Here is a 15,241-nt window from a genome sequence, read left to right as displayed (position 1 = left end):
CGCAGGCGGCGGCCCGGTCCTCCCGGGTGGTGGCGGTACGGCCCGTCCGGGAGGGGCCGCTGGGCCGGGGAGGGCGACGGGACGGACGGGGACGGTGCGAGGAACCGGCGTTCCCGGTGGCCCTGGCCCTCCACCCTGCTGCTCACCGCTTTCGTGCTGATCGGCTCCGCCTTCGCGGAGCACTCCCAGGAGGGTGAGCGCGTCGCCCTCGACCCCTTCACACGCCTGTTGCTGTTCGCGGCCGGAGCAGTGCTGCCGTGGCGGCAGCGGCATCCGGTGCCGGTGGTATTCGCCGCGGTGGCCGCCGTGCTGCTCTATCTGGGCGCCGGCTACCCGTACGGGCCGGTGTTCCTGACCCTGCTTCAGTGCCGTCGTCACCGGCCACCGCCAGGCGGCGTGGGCGGCGATGGGAACACTCTGGGCAGGGCACCTGCTGCTCGCGCATCCGCTCCACCGGCGGCTGCCGCCGGCCGGCGACGCGGCTGCCTCCTGGAGAGAGGAGATCGCCCGCCGTCTGGTCGTCAGCCCCCGCTCACCGCCAAGACCCACGTCAGCCGCACCATGGTCAAACTCGGCGCCCGCGATCGGGCGCAACTGGTCCTCCCGGCCTACGAGTCGGGCCTGGTCCGACCGGGCTGGCTCGGCTGATCCGCCGGCCGGAACCGCCTCAGCACACTGACCACCCGAACGATGAAGAGGACCGGCGCAAGCACCGCCCCGGCGCCGAGCAGCAGCCCTTCGACGGCACCAGGAAGGGCGAAGAGCAGCGCCGGACCCGCCGTGGCACCGAAGACGACCGCAGCGGCGAACGCCGCGCTGCACAGCGCGTAGCCGATCTCAACGGTGATCGCATCCCGCTCGGCCTGAGTCCGACGCACCCGCAACTCCCCACCCGCGTCTTCTGTTTGACCTTTTGAAGTCAAACAGCCCGGGGTCCGCAAGGGCAAGGAGGCCGAAGCGCGTACGTGGGTGGACGGCGTGCCTGCTACGGTGCGGCCATGGCGGCGAAGCAGCCCGAACAGGCGCTTGTGCAACAGTGGCGGGACATATTGACCCTGCATGCCCGCACGCAGTGCGAACTCGACCGTGCACTGCACGAACACGGCCTGTGCGGCAGCGACTTCGAAGTCCTGGACATCCTCGCGGGCGCGGTGCGCGGCTGCTCCTACCGCGTCCAGGAGATCGCCGAGCGTGTCCATCTGAGCCAGAGCGCGCTGTCCCGGCTGATCGCCCGTCTGGAGCGGGAAGGGCTCGCCGAACGGGGCATGTGCGCGGAGGATCGGCGGGGCGTTCGGGTCTCGTTGACGGCGAAGGGGCGCGCGCTGCACGGCGAAGTGCTTCCCGTGCAGCGCGCGGTGCTGACCCGGATGCTCACGCACCACTGAGCCGGGGGCCTCAGGGCGGGGACCTGACCCACGGCGGACGCGTCCCGCCAGAGCGCGGCGAGTACCGGGTCGCCCGACACTGTCGGTACCGGCAGTCGGTTCCACAGTGCGAGATACAACTGCTCGGCGGGACAGGTCAGTTCGCATTCGGTGTCCCCGTCTGCGTCCCGTGTGGTCACGGGCGGCTCCGGGGACAGGCGTACGGTCCACACCGCGTCGGCATCGGTGGCCCGCACCCGCAGGACGCGCGGCGCCTCGGTACGGACCCGGCTCGTGCGGCGTGCGGGGAAGCCGCGCAACAGCTCGTCGGTCAGGCCGGGGCCGCCTTGCGGGTCGCGAACCCGATCACCGTGGCCACCGCCGCGAGCACCGCCACGCTGGTCAGGGCAGCCGGAAGGCTGAACCGGTCCGCCATGAACCCGATCGCCGACGGACCGAGGAGCATGCCGCCGTACCCCAGGGTGGACGCCGTGGCGACACCGCTCGGGCCGGCGAGCGCGCCCGCGCGTTCGATGGCCGCGAGCCCCCACAGATGCCGGGTGGGCGAGAGGGAACCGGCGACCATGCCGCCCAGGCTGAACGCGGCGTGGAAACTCGGCATGATGGGGCGCCGCAGTGCGGCCACCAGATCGACGGCCGCACTGTTGAAGGCGACATTGATGCCGCAGTAGGCCGCGCCGAACATCAGAAGCACGGCGCCGAGCGCGAGCGCGGAGCGGGTGAGCGGCGGCAGGCCGACGCTGAGGCGGAGCAGGATCGCGCAGACTATGGTGACGGGGTGACTGCCGTAGCGGCGGCACAGCCGGCCGGTGAAGATCATCGTGACGACGGCTCCGGCGGAGACCCCGAGCAGGGCGAGCCCCAGCGCGCTCGCGGAGGCACCGGTCTGCTCCTTGACGGCGGGAATGCGCACGACCCAGCCGGCGAAGACGAAGCCGTCGAGGGCGAAGAAGAGGGTCAGGGCGAGGTGGAGGTGGACGAGGTCGGAGTGCGGCACGACACCGCGCGAGCGGAGTTTGTTTATTGGCGGCACAAAATGAGGCTAAGCGGGCCCCCGGGTCAGGGGCAAGGAGAGGGTCGGCCCGCACGGTCCGGGGCGACGGCGGCGCCATGGCCAATCCTCACCGTCAGGTGACGGGGTCGTCGAGGCCGGTGTCGCCGCCGTCCACGAGTCGCGGCAGGAGGGTGAGCGAGAGCTCGCACTCCGTCGGCCCGTAGAGCCTGCCCGCGATGGCCGGGAAAAGGCTCGTCCCGAACGTTTTTTCCCCAGTCGTCACGCGGACGGCGAAAAAGTGGCTGCTCGGGATCCTGGCCCGGCATGGCGCTGACCACGTCGAACGCGATGAAGGCGTGCCGCCGTGCCGTCCGCCGGACAGTGACCTCGGCGGCCTCGACCCGGTGGATCCCACCTCAGGTCCGGCAATCCTGCCCGCTCACGGCAGCAGCTCGACGCCGTCCCCGGGCGAGCCGTCGATACCGCCGTAGGGGTGGCTTCGTAACCCGTGTGAACGCCTCGAATGGTGGGAGCCAGAAATATGACTGACGGTAAATCACGTTGGGGCTCGGTCAAGCGTGCTGATGTGGAGTCAGCAGCCGGAGCCACCGACGGAAGGATAATCGGATGCGCTCTGCCCGCATGCTGCTCGCCACCGCGACGGCCACCGCGGCCCTCGTGGTCTCGGCGCCCACAGCCTTCGCCGCCCTGTCGGGCGACTGGGAGCACGACAAGTCTTCCTACAGCAAGGAGCACGACGAGGACAGCAGCCACGACAAGCCGAACGGCGGAATCCACACGGGCGGCGGTGCGCTGGTCGCCGTGGGCGAGGACGGCTGGAGCGGCAAGCACGACAAGGACGAGTCGAAGGACGAGTGCAACGACGAGTGCAACGACGAGGGCAACGACGAGGGCAGGAAGAAGGACCGGGAGCACGACAAGCCGAACGGCGGAATCCACGCGGGCGGCGGTGCGCTGGCTGCCGTGAACGGCCGGAGCGGCGACCACGACAAGGACGAGTCCAGGGAGGAGTCGAAGGACGAGTACAACGACGAGGGCAAGGACGAGTACAACGACGAGGGCAGGGACGAGGGCAGGGACGAGTCGAAGGACGAGTGCAACGACGAGTGCAACGACGAGGGCAGGAAGAAGGACCGGGAGCACGACAAGCCGAACGGCGGAATCCACACGGGCGGTGGCGCCCTGGCCGCCGTGGGCGAGGACGGCTGGAGCGGTAAGCACGACAAGGACGAGTCGAAGGACGAGTACGAGGGCAACAAGGACTGGGAGCACGAGAAGCCGAGCGGTGGCGTGCACACCGGCGGTGGCGGGCTCTCCGACCCGAGTGTCTCCGGCGGTGGCCTGGCCGCGCTGGCCGTTCTCGGCGCCGGCGCCTACGCGCTGCGACGCAAGAAGGCGTCCGGAAACGTGGCCTGAGCCATGCCTGGCGTCATAGCAGTCGGGGTCGCCATGCACGCGTCGCGTGTCATGGCGACCCTGCTCGCCCTTTCGCCTCCCGTGTTCGCTGCCGTGTCCGAATGAGGTGGTCCCCCGATGGCAGCCCGCCCCCTTTCCTCCGTCCCCACAGATCCGGCCCCGGCGCGGCGGAGGCTGCGCGCCGTCATGACGGCGATCTTCTGGGGTACGGCAACCCTGGTGCTGGCGGTGAGCCTGCTCGGCGGCAGGGGGGATCCCCCTGCCGACGCCCTCGGCTCGCACGCTCCTCCCGCGACGTCCGCCACCGCCATCAGTCCCGCGGCCAGCGGTTCCCCCGAGGCCCAGCCTGCCGGCAAGTATCTGCCGTGGTCCGCCCCGACCCGGTTGCGCATCCCCGACATCGAAGTCGACGCGCCCTTTACCGATCTCGCCCTCGCCGCTTCGGGCCAGCTCGACGTACCGCCCCCGGACGACACCAACCTGGTCGGCTGGTTCGCCGGCGGAGCGTCCCCGGGGGAGCGCGGAACATCGATCATCGCCGGACATGTGGACACGAAGACCTCGGCCGCGGTGTTCGCCCGGCTCTCCGAACTCGAGAAGGGCGACCGCTTCGAGGTGAAGCGGGCCGACGGGCGCGATGCAGAGTTCGTGGTCGACCACGCGGAGTCGTTCGCCAAGGACGACTTCCCCGACGAGCGTGTCTACGCCGACACGGACGAGGCCCAGGTCCGGCTCATCACCTGCTCCGGGGACTACGACCGCAAGGCCAAGGACTACACCGAGAATCTGGTGGTCTTCGCCCACCTGGTCTGACTGGTACGGAGCGGCGGCACCGATCCGTACGGAACGGCCGGGCCGATTCGAATGGATCGCTGCCCGGAAGGGGACCAGGACACCCTTCCGGGCAGCGCGTTCGTCAGGCCGCGGAGCAGACGGCTCCGTTGAGAGCGAACGCCGACGGCCTGGGGTTGCCGTCCGTCGTGGTGGCGGTGAAGCCGAGGGTGACGGAGCCCGCCGCAGGGATCGACGCGGTATAGGGAGCCGAGGCGACACTGACCTCGGAACCGGTCTGGACAGGGGTGCCGCCCCACATGTTGGTGATGCGCTGGGCACCGGGGAAGGTCCAGTTCAGAGTCCAGCCGGCGACCGCCGAGCTGCCGGTGTTGTGGATGATGACCTCGCCCTGGAAGCCGCCGGGCCACTCGTTTGTCACCCGGTACCGGACCTCGCAGGCGCCCTGGCTTCCGCCGGAGGGGGTGGTGACGGTCACCGTGCCGGAGCGCGGCGAGCGGTTGCCGGCCGAGTCCCGGGCGTACACGGCGTACGTGTAGGAGGTCGCGGGGGAGAGGCCGGTGAGGGTGGCGGAGGTACTCGCGGTCGTGGTGGCGACCGTCTCCCCGCCATTGCTGATCCGGACGACGTCGTAGCCCGTCACACCGTTCGCGTCGGTGGCCGCCGCCCAGGTGAGCGTGGCCGACGACGAGGTCACCGAGGAGGCTGTCGGCGTGCCGGGGGCGGTCGGGGCCGTGGTGTCACCGCCCGATCCGGAGGAGTAGATCTCGGCCTCCTCCGAGGTCGCGGCGATGCCGTTGGCGCCGTTGAAGAGACGGCGCCCCCAACTGGTCAGCTGGTTCGGGTCGAAGTTCGTGACCATGTCCAGGTACTCGACCCCGCCGCCGTTGCCGCTCCAGGACCAGCCGAGGTAGCCGAGGCCGAGCTGCCGGGTGACGGCCAGGATGGTGTCCTCGTCGGGGTCGCCGTCGGAGTGGTTGTGCCCGAACTCGCCTACGACGATGGGGAGTCGCGCGGCGACGAAGCGGCCCAGGTAGTCGCTGATCTCGGCGGCGGTGTCGAAGACGCCATACATGTGGATGGAGAACACCGTGTTGGCGTCCGGGTCGGCGGCGAACACCGAGGCGGCGTTGTCACGCATGGTGAATGCCCAGTCCTGGCCCCAGTTGGGGGCGTCGACCATCAGCGTGTGGTGGAAGCCCGCATTGCGCAGCTTCTGGATGGCGGCCTTGGTGTCGGCCGTCCAGTTCGCGTAATTGGTGTTGCCATAGGGCTCGTTGCCGATGTTGACGACGACGTAGTCCTCCTGGCCGGCCAGCGCGCTCCGGACGCTGATCCAGTAGTCGGCGGCGCGGGAGAGGGTGACCGCTCCGCTCTGCTCGCCGTAACCGGTGGTGTCGTGCACCTCCAGGACGCAGATCAGCCGGTTCTGCTTGCACTGTGCGACGACATTCGCCACGTCGGCCGCGTTGTTGGCTGTCCATCGATCACCGCTGGAGAGGACGACGCGCACGGTGTTGGCGCCCTTGGCCTTGATGTGCGCGAGGGAACTGATCCGGTCCGCGTACCAGGTGTGGGCGTGGTTGACTCCGCGCATCACGAAGTCGTTCCCGGAAGCCTCCAGCAGCCGGCCGTTCTCGACGCGGAAGCCGGTGAATGCCGCGTGTGCCGGGGTGCCGAGGGAGAGCAGCGGCAGCAGGAAACCCAGGAGGGCGGCGACCAGACCGGCTGCACGGGGGAGTGCGGTGGTACGGGTGGACGTCGGGGCGGGTGTGTGGGTGGGTGTGGGCGTGCGGGATCTCATGGCGGCTCCAGAGGGGCGGTTCGGGTGATACGGCGGATCCGGTCCTGGTTCGTGTCCGTGCCGTGGTTCATGAGGGAGCGTCATTGGTGCCGTGGGCGGTGCGGGGGCGTGCGCCGGTGCGGCGGCTGTGCGGGGGGACTGCTGCGCGGGGGACTGCTGTAAGTGCGCCGTGGGTCAAAAGGTTGCCGTGGCCGTGCAGCCGACGGTTGCCGCCGGAGCCCCGGACGTTGCCGGGGTACTCGCGATGAAGCCGAAGGAAGTGCTCGCGCCGGGAGCCAGGGTGCCGTTCCAGCCCGCGTTGGTGACGGTCGCCGTGCCGTCGGCGGCGGTGCCGAGCGTGCCGCCCCACACCTGGGTCAGCCGCGCGCCGTCGGCCGGTGCGACCGTCACGGTCCAGCCGGTGAGCACGACGGTGGAGGTGTTCCGTACCGTCACCTCGGCCTGATAGCCGCCCTGCCAGGCCGAACCGGCCCGGAACGACGCGGCGCAGGTGGCGTCGCCGCCGGGTCCGCCGGGATCACCTGGGACGCCCTGGTCGAGGACGTCTGCCAGGGCCGGGTACCAGCGGGCGGCGATCTTTTTGTTGCCGGCGTCGCCCGGGTGCACGCCGTCGTAGGTATCGGTGGCGGTGTCGAAGCCCGTCCACTGGTCGACCACGGTCACCGGGGAACGGGTGGTGCTCGTCTCCGCGGCCCACCCGGGAATCCGCGCGTTGAAGTCGACGACGCGCTGGGCGCAGCCGGTGCAGCCGGCGGGGTTCATCGGGATGACCTGGGCGACCAGGAGCCGCGTGTCCGGGTTGGCCGCCCGCATCTGAGTCACCAGCTTGGTGTAGGCGGCGAGGATGCGGTCGGGGGAGATGCTGCTCCAGACGTCGTTCGTACCGAAGTGCATGACAACGATGTCCGGCCGAGTCGCCGCCAGCCGTCCGGGCAGCAGGTTCTGGTCGGCGAGGTTGGTCACCAGTTCGCCGCCGTGACCCTCGTTGTCGCCGTCGTACGCCACGCCGCAGCCCTGGCCGGGCAGGGTGCCGACGAAGTCGATGTCCGTGTGGCCGGCGTCCAGCAACCGGTTCCACAGCAGGGCCCGCCAGCAGCCCGGTGAGCCGGTGATCGAGTCGCCCAGCGGCATGATGCGGACGGGGGTCGCGTCCGGTGCGGCGGCCGCGCGTGGCGCGAAGGGGGAGGTGAGGGTGAGTCCGAGCGGGAGGAGCAGAGCGGTCAGTGCGAGTAGAGCCCGTAGCGGTAAGTGGTCGATGACGCGCATGATGTTCCCTTCCCTGGACAATATGGGAGCGCTCCCATGGGGGTATCAAGCCACCTTGTCGGTAACGCGTCAAGAGGTTGGCGCGAGGGAGCGCCGGGTGTGGCGGTGTCCGTACGGTTGGTCCGGTGGTGTGCGTGCGGTCGCTCCGTCGGGTGTCGTGCGGTTGGTCCCCCATGGGTTCCATGTGCCTCATGGGCGTGGCGCACATGTGCGCCACGCCCATGACATGCCCTCGGGGGAGAACTCCGCGACCGGGATCAGGGCTCGGCGCGCCGGCGGGTCACCACCTTCCTCAGCAGCGGCCAGGCCAGCAGCAGCACGATGATCGCGTACACGGTGACCGAGAAGGGGGTGTTGACCAGGCCCGAGATACTGCCGTCACTGATCTGCAGCGCGCGGCGGAGCTGTTGCTCGGCGGCCGGGCCGAGGATGACGGCGATGATGGCGGGCAGGACCGGCAGACCGTATCGCCGCATACCGAAGCCGATCAGACCGATGATCAGCAGGATCACCAGATCGATCACCTCGCCACCGACCGCGTACGCACCGATCGCCGCGAAGAACAGGATCCCGGCGTAGAGGTACGGCCGGGGGATGTGCAGCAGCTTCGCCCACACCGGCGCCAGGGGCAGGTTGAGGGCGAGCAGCAGCACCATGCCGACGAACAGCGAGGCGATCAGACCCCACACCAGGTCGGGCTCCCGTTCGAAGAGCAGCGGGCCCGGCTGAATGCCGTACTGCTGGAAGGCGGCCAGCATCACCGCCGCGACCGCGGTGGTCGGCAGGCCCAGCGTCAGCATGGACACCAGCGTGCCGGCCGCCGAGGCGGACGCCGCCGACTCCGGTCCCGCCACGCCCTCGATGGCGCCCTTGCCCCACTCGTCCTTGTGCTTGGACAGCCGTTTTTCCGTGACGTACGAAAGGAAGGTCGGGATCTCCGCGCCACCCGCCGGGATCGCACCGAACGGGAAGCCGATGAACGGGCCGCGTGCCCAGGACTTCCACGTGCGCCGCACATCGGCGCGGCTCAGCCACGGCAGGCCCACCGGAATCGGCTCGGGCGGCCTGCGCCGCAGATGCGCGGCGACCCACAGTGCCTCGCCGATGGCGAACAGGCCCACCGCGACGATCACCACGTCGATGCCGTCGGCCAGTTGGAGGGAGCCGAAGGTCAGCCGCTGCTGGCCGGTCATCTGGTCCAGGCCCACCAGGCCGATCGTCAGGCCGATCAGCAGCGAGGCCAGCCCCCGGATCCGTGAGGAACCCAGCACCGACGTCACGGCGATGAACGCCAGCACCATGATGGCGAGGTAGTCCGGAGCACCGATGTCCACGGCGAGTTCGGCGACCGTCGGTGCCAGCGCGACCAGCAGAATCGTGCCGACCATGCCGCCCGCGAAGTGACCGATCGCGGCGGCCGCCAGTGCCTGCGCGCCACGACCCGACTTGGCCATGGGGTTGCCCTCCATGGCCGCGACCACGGCGGCGCTCTCCCCCGGTGTGTTCAGCAGGATCGAGGTGGTCGAACCACCGAACATCGCGCCGTAGTAGATCCCCGCGAACATGATGAACGCGCCGATCGGGTCGAGTCCGTACGTCACCGGCAGCAGCAACGCCACCGCCATCGCCGGGCCGATGCCGGGCAGCACGCCGATCGCGGTGCCCAGCAGCACACCGATCGCGGCCCACAGCAGGTTGATCGGGGTCAGGGCGGTACCGAAGCCGTCCAGAAGGGAGGAGAGGGCGTTCACGTCACAGCACTCCCATCAGCGGACCACCGGGCAGCGGCACTCCGAGCAGGTTGTTGAACACGGTGTAGGCGACGAGGGAGACGACCGCGGCGATCAGCGGGTCGCGGTCGAATCTGCGGCTGCCGAGGGCGAAGGCCGCACCCCAGAAGAGCAGCGCGCCGGCGACGGGGAAGCCGAGCGGTTCGATGAGCACGGCCGAGCCGAGGAACACCCCGGTGAGCAACAGCACCGTGCGCCAGTCGGCGGGTTCGGACAGGTCGACGTCCTCGCCGGCCTCGGCCTGGCCCCGCCCGCCGCGCAATACGTCCACTGCGAGCAGGGCGGCGACGACGAGGAGTCCGGCGCCGACCACGACGGGTACCGTCCTAGGCCCGACGGGGCCGCGCTGGGTGAGGTCGACGTCCATGGTGAGGGCGTCGGTCAGGACGAGCACGCCGAGCACCAACAGCAGTACACATACCCCGAGTTCGGAGTGGTCGCGCAGCCAGGAGCGCCGTCCGGCGGGTGCGGGGGACAGGTCGGTGGTCGGTGTCGTCACAGCCCGAGCTCCTTCAGAACGGACACCACGCGCTTGTCCTCGGCGTCCAGGAAGTCACCGAACTCCTCACCGGTCAGGAAGGCGTCGTCCCAGCCGTTCTGCTTCATGGACGCGCGCCATTCGTCCGAGTCATGCAACCCCTCTGCCAGAGCAACGAGTTGGTCGCGCTCGGCGTCGGTCAGACCGGGAGGGGCCACGATGCCCCGCCAGTTGGTGAAGTTCACGTCGTATCCCGCCTCCCGCAGTGTGGGCGCGTCCAGTCCGGGGACCCGCTCCGGTCCGGTGACCGCGAGCAGTCGCAGCTCGCCCGCCTTGATCTGATCGAGGTACTCGCCCACGCCGGACACGCCGAACCCGACCTTGTTGCCGAGGATCGAGGCGAGCAGTTCGCCACCGCCGTCGAACGGGATGTAGTTGACCTGCTTCGGGGCGATCCCGGCGGCCCGCGCCATCAGCATCGGCGCGAGATGGTCGGGCCCGCCGGGCGAGGAACCGCCGCCCACCGGCACCTTGCCGGGGTTCTCCTTCCAGGCGCCGATCAGTTCGTCGATCGTCTTGTACGGGGAGTCCTTGGCGACCACGACGACGTCCTGCTCCTCGGTGAGCCGGGCGACGGGGGTGGTGTCGGCGAGGGTCTTCGGCGCGTGGTTGGACCGGACGGCGCCGACGACACCGAGGCCCATCGACATGGCGAGCTTGCCGTTGCCGTGTTCGCTCACCAGCCTGCTGAGGCCGACGGTGCCGCCGGCGCCGGGCAGGTTGAACACCTCGATGTTGTGGGTGAGCCCGGCGTCCTCGGCGTTCTTCGCGGCCGTACGGGCCGTGATGTCGTAGCCGCCGCCGGGCGTGTTGGGAACCATGAAGCGCAGGCCCGGGATCTGTGTGCCGGTCTCGGTGCCGCTGCCGGTCGTGAGCAGCGGCGGACCCACGAGTACCAGCACGGCGGCCCCGAGCAGGGCGAGGGGAGTGCGCGGGCGCACGAATGCCACCACCTGTCGGTCGATCGTCTGGAGGTCACGCAGAGCCCTGTGGGGGTGGGTGACGTGCGCCACATGGTGCACGCGCACCGCTCGGCTGTCTCCGTTGCGGAACCAACGGAGGTTTTGGTCATTGCGTCAACGCGTCAACGCGTCATTGCGTCGCCGGGCGCTCCGCACGTCCGCCTCCGCACGTTCACCTGGGCACATCCCTTCCCGCGAGACACAGGGGGGCGCCATGATGGGGCACCCGCCACCTGCGCTGCACCTCGTCGTGCCCGCCGGGGCGTGAGGGTATCGCCGACCGGAGAGTCCGTCGGCAAGGAGAGCCCGTCGGCAGGAGAGATCGAGTACGTCGTGGCCGCCACCTTCCGTCGTCAGACCCTCGCGGGCGAGATGCTGGTGCTCCAGCTCGCCATCGTGGTGATGGTTCTGCTGGCGGTCGCCGCGGTCTCCCTGGCGCAGTCGGAGGCGACCTTCAACCGGGTCGAGGGCCGCCGGGTCGGCGCGCTCGCCGAACAACTGGCCGCGAACCCGCTGGTGCGCAGCCGGCTGGCGCGGCCGGTGCCCGGGAAGGCCCTGGCCGCGCTGGTGAACTCCACCCAGACCCAGTCCGGGGTCACCTCGGTGACCGTGGCCGGCCCGGACGGCCGGATCGTCGCCTCCACGAACCCCACGGTGATCGGCGACCGGCTGCCCCCGGGCGACGGCGCCGTGCGCGGTCGCGGCTGGTCGGGCCCGCTGACGCTCGACGGCAGCCGTGAGCGGGCCGCCCAGGTGCCGGTCCTCGGCGCGGCCCAGGACAATCTGGGGCGCCACCTCGGCACGGTGATGATCGGCGCGGCCGACCCGACGGTGTGGCAGCGGCTCAGCGGCGCGTCCTCGTATCTGCTGGCCTACCTGGGTATCGCCAGTGGGCTCGGGGTGGCCGGCTCCTGGCTGCTCGCGCGACGCGTCAAGCGGCAGAGCCTCGGCCTCGAGCCGCGCGAGATCGCGGGACTCGCCGAACACCGCGAAGCCATGCTGTACGGCATCGCCGAGGGCGTGATCGCCCTCGACCCGCAGCACCGGCTCACCCTCGTCAACGAGATGGGCCGCCGTCTGCTGTCCCTGCCCGAGGACTGCGTGGGCCAGAGCCTGGACGCCCTCGGTATCGACGGGCGGCTGCGGGACGTGCTCGCCGGGGCGCAGTACGAAGCGGGGGACCGGCTACCGCACCGGGCAGGCGATCGGTCGCAGGAGTATGGCGGTGACCGGTCGCAGGACCGGGAGGGTGACCGGCCGCGGCCCCGAGCGGGTGACCGGCCGTCACGCGAGGCGGGCCGGCGGCGCGACGAGGTCGTCGTCCGGAACGGTCGGGTGCTGGTGATGAACCGGATGACCGTCACCAAGGGCGGGCGTTCCCTCGGCTCGGTCACCACCCTGCGGGACCGCACCGAACTCGCCCGGCTGGAACGGGAGATCGGGTCCTTCCGCAGCTCATCCGAGTTGCTGCGCGCCCAGGCCCACGAGTTCGCCAACCAACTGCACACTATCTCCGGGCTCATCCAGATCGGTGAACAGGACGAGGTCGTGCGCTACATCCGGGCCTTGAGCCGACGCCGCCAGTCCCTCGACGTCACGCTGAGCCGGCGGGTGCGGGACACCGCCCTCGCCGCCCTGCTGACGGCGAAGGCCTCGCTCGCCGCCGAACGCAGGGTGACCCTGCGCATCTCCGACAGCACCGCCCTGGACCGGCTCGCCCCCGAGGATGCCGCCGATGTGGCGACGGTCGTGGGCAACCTCGTGGACAACGCGGTGGACGCGGCGGCGGCCACCGCGGGTGACCCCGGGGGTGGGGCCGGGGACGACGGGCACGGGGCCTGGGTCGAGGTCGAGCTGCGCCACGACGCCGCCAGCGTGGAGATCGTCGTCCGTGACTCCGGCCCCGGCGTCGCCCCCGAGCTGGCCCGTGAGGTCTTCCAGCACGGCTTCACCACCAAGGCCGCCCAGGAGGGCGAGCGCGGTATCGGCCTGGCGCTCACCCGCCTCGTCTGCGAACGTCACGGCGGTGAGATCTCGGTGACCAACACCCCGGAGGGGGCGATGTTCACCGCCCGCATGACCGTCAGCCACCTCGCCGACGCGGTGGCGGAAGGAGCCGGCCGATGACCAGCACACACGGCGAGCACGCAGGGTCCGCGCGCGCCGACGCGATCGACGTGCTCGTGGTCGACGACGACTTCATGGTGGCCCGGGTGCACCGCGCCTTCGTCGAACGCGTCGAGGGATTCCGGGTCGTCGGCGTCGCCAGCACCGGCGAGCAGGCGGTCGCCGCGGTGGACGGACTCCGTCCCGATCTGGTCCTGCTCGACCTGTATCTGCCGGACCTGTTCGGCCTCGACGTGATTCCCCGGCTGCGCAGCGCCGGTCACGACTGCGACGTGATGGTCATCAGCGCCGCGCGGGAGGCCGGCACAGTGCGTGGTGCGGTCCGGCAGGGGGTCGTCGACTATCTGCTGAAGCCGTTCGAGTCCGAGGACCTGCGGACACGGTTGGAGCGGTACGCCGTCCGGCGCGGCCGGCTGCTCGGCGCGGTCGTGCGGGGCCAGGCCGACGTCGACCGGGTCCTGGCCGGAGCGAAGGCACCGGTGGCCACGGCACCGGTGCTGCCCAAGGGCATGAGCGTGGAGACCGCCGAACTCGTCGAGCGCATCCTGCGCGAGGCCGACGGCACGCTGTCGGCCACCGAGTGCGCCGCCCTCACCGGCGTCTCCAGGGTCAGCGCCCGCCGCTACCTGGAGCACTTCCACACCGTGGGCAGGGCCGAGGTCTCCCTGCGGTACGGGGCGGCAGGGCGGCCGGAACGTCGCTACCGCTTCCTGGGACCGCCGAAGGACCGGCCCGGCCGGGGGACCCGGCGGCAGCCCGAACCGCAGGCCGGCGGGCTCCGGTCGGGTGGCGGGGCGCGGGCGTAGAGGTACGGGTCGACGCCCCGGCGCGACCTCGTGCGGGGCGAATTCGCCCACGGCGCGGGGCTCACCCACCTGTACGGACACGCAACGACGACTGGTCGTACACCCCGGCGCGGCACGTTCCCGCCGAACGCGCTGCTGCCTGGCGCACCCCGCCGCACGACGTACCCAGCTCGCACACGGCCCAGCTCGGCGCCCTCCTCGACGCCTACGACGCCGGTGTCCGGCCGCCGGGCAGCGGCCGAGAGGCCCGGGACACCCTCGAGTTCGCCGCCGCCCTGTACAAGTCCGCGTTCACCGGCCGCCCGGTGCGGGCCGGCGACATCACGGCCGGCGACCCCTTCCACACGGCCATGCACGGCGACCACCCCGACTGGGCCCCGAAGGAGCACGCATGAGCATCCGCGCCGAGCACGCCGATCGTGCCACCCGCGGTCTCCGTGTCGGTCACCCCACGGTGAGGCCGTCACGGCCACTTCCACGGGCGGCGCGGAGATCCTGCGCCACGATCACCGCCCCGGCCCCGACGCCTTCGAGTCCCACAAGCCGTACGAGTGAACGACCGGGCTTTCGGCGGCGGTCCCTGGGACGGACGCCGGTCATTGCCCCCGCACCGGCTGCGGCCTCGAGCTCCCGTACGAGTGGGGGAGGCGGGCCGATGCCACGGCGAGGGCGGTGGCCGCGCTCGCGATGCCGAGAACCGCGCCGGCGGCGACATCACCCGGGTAGTGCACGCCCGTATGGATGCGTGAGTAGCCGACCGCGCCGGCCAGTGCGCCGAGCGGGACGGAGGCGGCGGGCAGGACCGTACCGACGGCGGTGGCGAAAGCGACCGCCGACGCGGTGTGCCCGGACGGGAAGGAGGCCGATGTCGGCATCGGGACGTGCCGGTCCACGGTCACCCGGGCCGCCTCCCGGTCCGGCCGGTCCCTGCGGACGAGGCGCTTGCCGAGGATGTTGGCCGACGCCGACGCCACAGCTATTGCCCCGACCCCGATGAGCGCGGCCCGACGCGACCGCGACCCGCCCAGGGCGAGGGCACCGGCGAGGGCGAACGAGATCTTCGAGTGGTCGGCGGCGTGCGAGAGGTGACGCAGCGCCCGGTCGAGGGTGGGGGTGGGAGTGGCGGCCACCGCCGCGTACAGGGCGCCGTCGACGGACCTGAGATCACTGAAGACGGCGGACACCACCCGGCGGAGGCCGTCGGCAGGCGGTACAGGCGTCGTGAGCGGGCGGGTTCCGCCCTGGTCGGTGGTGGTCGGCTCGCTCATTCGTCTCTCCCGCGGTGGTGTTGTGGAGCAGGGTCCGCGCGTCCGGGGCCCGCTGGGCACACCCGCGCCGCG

General features: G+C 71.2%; 14 protein-coding genes and 3 pseudogenes. 7 read left to right on the top strand and 10 right to left on the bottom strand.

Annotated elements, in window-relative coordinates:
• Positions 1 to 496: 496 nt before the first annotated feature.
• Positions 497 to 648: pseudogene (locus tag ACFPZI_RS16840) on the top strand (response regulator transcription factor); the annotation flags it as partial.
• Here ACFPZI_RS16840 and ACFPZI_RS16835 read toward each other — a convergent pair.
• The gene (locus ACFPZI_RS16835) at positions 609 to 884 is read right to left on the bottom strand and encodes a DUF6332 family protein (RefSeq protein ID WP_381363824.1); all 276 of its coding nucleotides are present in this window, start codon (positions 882 to 884) and stop codon (positions 609 to 611) included. The pseudogene ACFPZI_RS16840 and the gene ACFPZI_RS16835 sit on opposite strands and share 40 nt — an antisense overlap.
• Positions 885 to 998: 114 nt before the next feature.
• Between ACFPZI_RS16835 and ACFPZI_RS16830 the strand changes: the two genes are divergently transcribed.
• Positions 999 to 1,385 carry a MarR family winged helix-turn-helix transcriptional regulator gene (locus ACFPZI_RS16830; protein ID WP_381363822.1) on the top strand — a complete coding sequence of 129 codons (387 nt, stop codon included), beginning with the start codon at positions 999 to 1,001 and terminating at the stop codon, positions 1,383 to 1,385.
• A gap of 29 nt (positions 1,386 to 1,414) precedes the next feature.
• Here ACFPZI_RS16830 and ACFPZI_RS16825 read toward each other — a convergent pair.
• The 3 genes and pseudogenes from ACFPZI_RS16825 to ACFPZI_RS16815 all read right to left on the bottom strand — a co-directional run.
• Positions 1,415 to 1,693: pseudogene (locus tag ACFPZI_RS16825) on the bottom strand (maleylpyruvate isomerase family mycothiol-dependent enzyme); the annotation flags it as partial.
• 2 nt (positions 1,694 to 1,695) lie between these two features.
• Positions 1,696 to 2,418: an MFS transporter gene (locus ACFPZI_RS16820; protein WP_381363820.1), complete on the bottom strand. Its 723-nt coding sequence runs from the start codon at positions 2,416 to 2,418 to the stop codon at positions 1,696 to 1,698.
• Positions 2,419 to 2,512: 94 nt separating this feature from the next.
• Positions 2,513 to 2,662 carry a hypothetical protein gene (locus ACFPZI_RS16815; RefSeq protein ID WP_381363818.1) on the bottom strand — a complete coding sequence of 50 codons (150 nt, stop codon included), beginning with the start codon at positions 2,660 to 2,662 and terminating at the stop codon, positions 2,513 to 2,515.
• A 344-nt stretch (positions 2,663 to 3,006) separates the two neighbouring features.
• On the opposite strand from ACFPZI_RS16815, the gene ACFPZI_RS16810 reads away from it, so the two are divergent.
• Both ACFPZI_RS16810 and ACFPZI_RS16805 read left to right on the top strand, forming a co-directional pair.
• Entirely contained in the window at positions 3,007 to 3,816 is an 810-nt protein-coding gene (locus tag ACFPZI_RS16810; protein ID WP_381363817.1) for a hypothetical protein, read from the top strand.
• A 117-nt stretch (positions 3,817 to 3,933) separates the two neighbouring features.
• Positions 3,934 to 4,629, top strand: coding sequence for a class F sortase (locus ACFPZI_RS16805; RefSeq protein ID WP_381363815.1), 696 nt, complete (start codon positions 3,934 to 3,936; stop codon positions 4,627 to 4,629).
• 103 nt (positions 4,630 to 4,732) lie between these two features.
• On the opposite strand, the gene ACFPZI_RS16800 is transcribed toward ACFPZI_RS16805, so the two are convergent.
• From ACFPZI_RS16800 to ACFPZI_RS16780, 5 genes are all read right to left on the bottom strand, one after another.
• Positions 4,733 to 6,412 carry a cellulase family glycosylhydrolase gene (locus ACFPZI_RS16800; protein ID WP_381363813.1) on the bottom strand — a complete coding sequence of 560 codons (1,680 nt, stop codon included), beginning with the start codon at positions 6,410 to 6,412 and terminating at the stop codon, positions 4,733 to 4,735.
• Positions 6,413 to 6,586: 174 nt separating this feature from the next.
• Positions 6,587 to 7,678: a GDSL-type esterase/lipase family protein gene (locus tag ACFPZI_RS16795; protein WP_381363811.1), complete on the bottom strand. Its 1,092-nt coding sequence runs from the start codon at positions 7,676 to 7,678 to the stop codon at positions 6,587 to 6,589.
• A 257-nt stretch (positions 7,679 to 7,935) separates the two neighbouring features.
• On the bottom strand, positions 7,936 to 9,429 hold the full coding sequence (locus tag ACFPZI_RS16790) for a tripartite tricarboxylate transporter permease (protein ID WP_381363810.1): 1,494 nt from the start codon (positions 9,427 to 9,429) through the stop codon (positions 7,936 to 7,938).
• A 1-nt stretch (position 9,430) separates the two neighbouring features.
• On the bottom strand, positions 9,431 to 9,967 hold the full coding sequence (locus tag ACFPZI_RS16785; protein WP_381363808.1) for a tripartite tricarboxylate transporter TctB family protein: 537 nt from the start codon (positions 9,965 to 9,967) through the stop codon (positions 9,431 to 9,433).
• Complete coding sequence (locus ACFPZI_RS16780; protein ID WP_381364096.1) at positions 9,964 to 10,947, bottom strand: Bug family tripartite tricarboxylate transporter substrate binding protein; 984 nt, start codon at positions 10,945 to 10,947, stop codon at positions 9,964 to 9,966. The genes ACFPZI_RS16785 and ACFPZI_RS16780 overlap by 4 nt, the downstream gene beginning before the upstream one ends.
• 354 nt (positions 10,948 to 11,301) lie before the next feature.
• Here ACFPZI_RS16780 and ACFPZI_RS16775 point away from each other — a divergent pair, with 354 nt between their 5' ends.
• The 3 genes and pseudogenes from ACFPZI_RS16775 to ACFPZI_RS16765 form a co-directional block, all read left to right on the top strand.
• A complete protein-coding gene (locus tag ACFPZI_RS16775; RefSeq protein ID WP_381364095.1) occupies positions 11,302 to 13,095 on the top strand; it encodes a sensor histidine kinase in 1,794 nt (597 codons plus the stop codon).
• A complete protein-coding gene (locus ACFPZI_RS16770) occupies positions 13,092 to 13,901 on the top strand; it encodes a response regulator (protein ID WP_381363806.1) in 810 nt (269 codons plus the stop codon). Before ACFPZI_RS16775 ends, ACFPZI_RS16770 begins: the two co-directional genes overlap by 4 nt.
• A gap of 60 nt (positions 13,902 to 13,961) precedes the next feature.
• Positions 13,962 to 14,296: pseudogene (locus tag ACFPZI_RS16765) on the top strand (gfo/Idh/MocA family oxidoreductase); the annotation flags it as partial.
• 201 nt (positions 14,297 to 14,497) lie between these two features.
• Here the strand turns inward: ACFPZI_RS16765 and ACFPZI_RS16760 are convergent.
• Entirely contained in the window at positions 14,498 to 15,169 is a 672-nt protein-coding gene (locus tag ACFPZI_RS16760; protein ID WP_381363804.1) for a phosphatase PAP2 family protein, read from the bottom strand.
• Positions 15,170 to 15,241 lie beyond the last annotated feature (72 nt).

This window comes from Streptomyces chlorus (assembly GCF_042655885.1).
Lineage (GTDB): Bacteria > Actinomycetota > Actinomycetes > Streptomycetales > Streptomycetaceae > Streptomyces > Streptomyces chlorus.
Note: the sequence above shows the minus strand (reverse complement) of the source record. Positions and strands in the feature narration are given on the sequence as shown.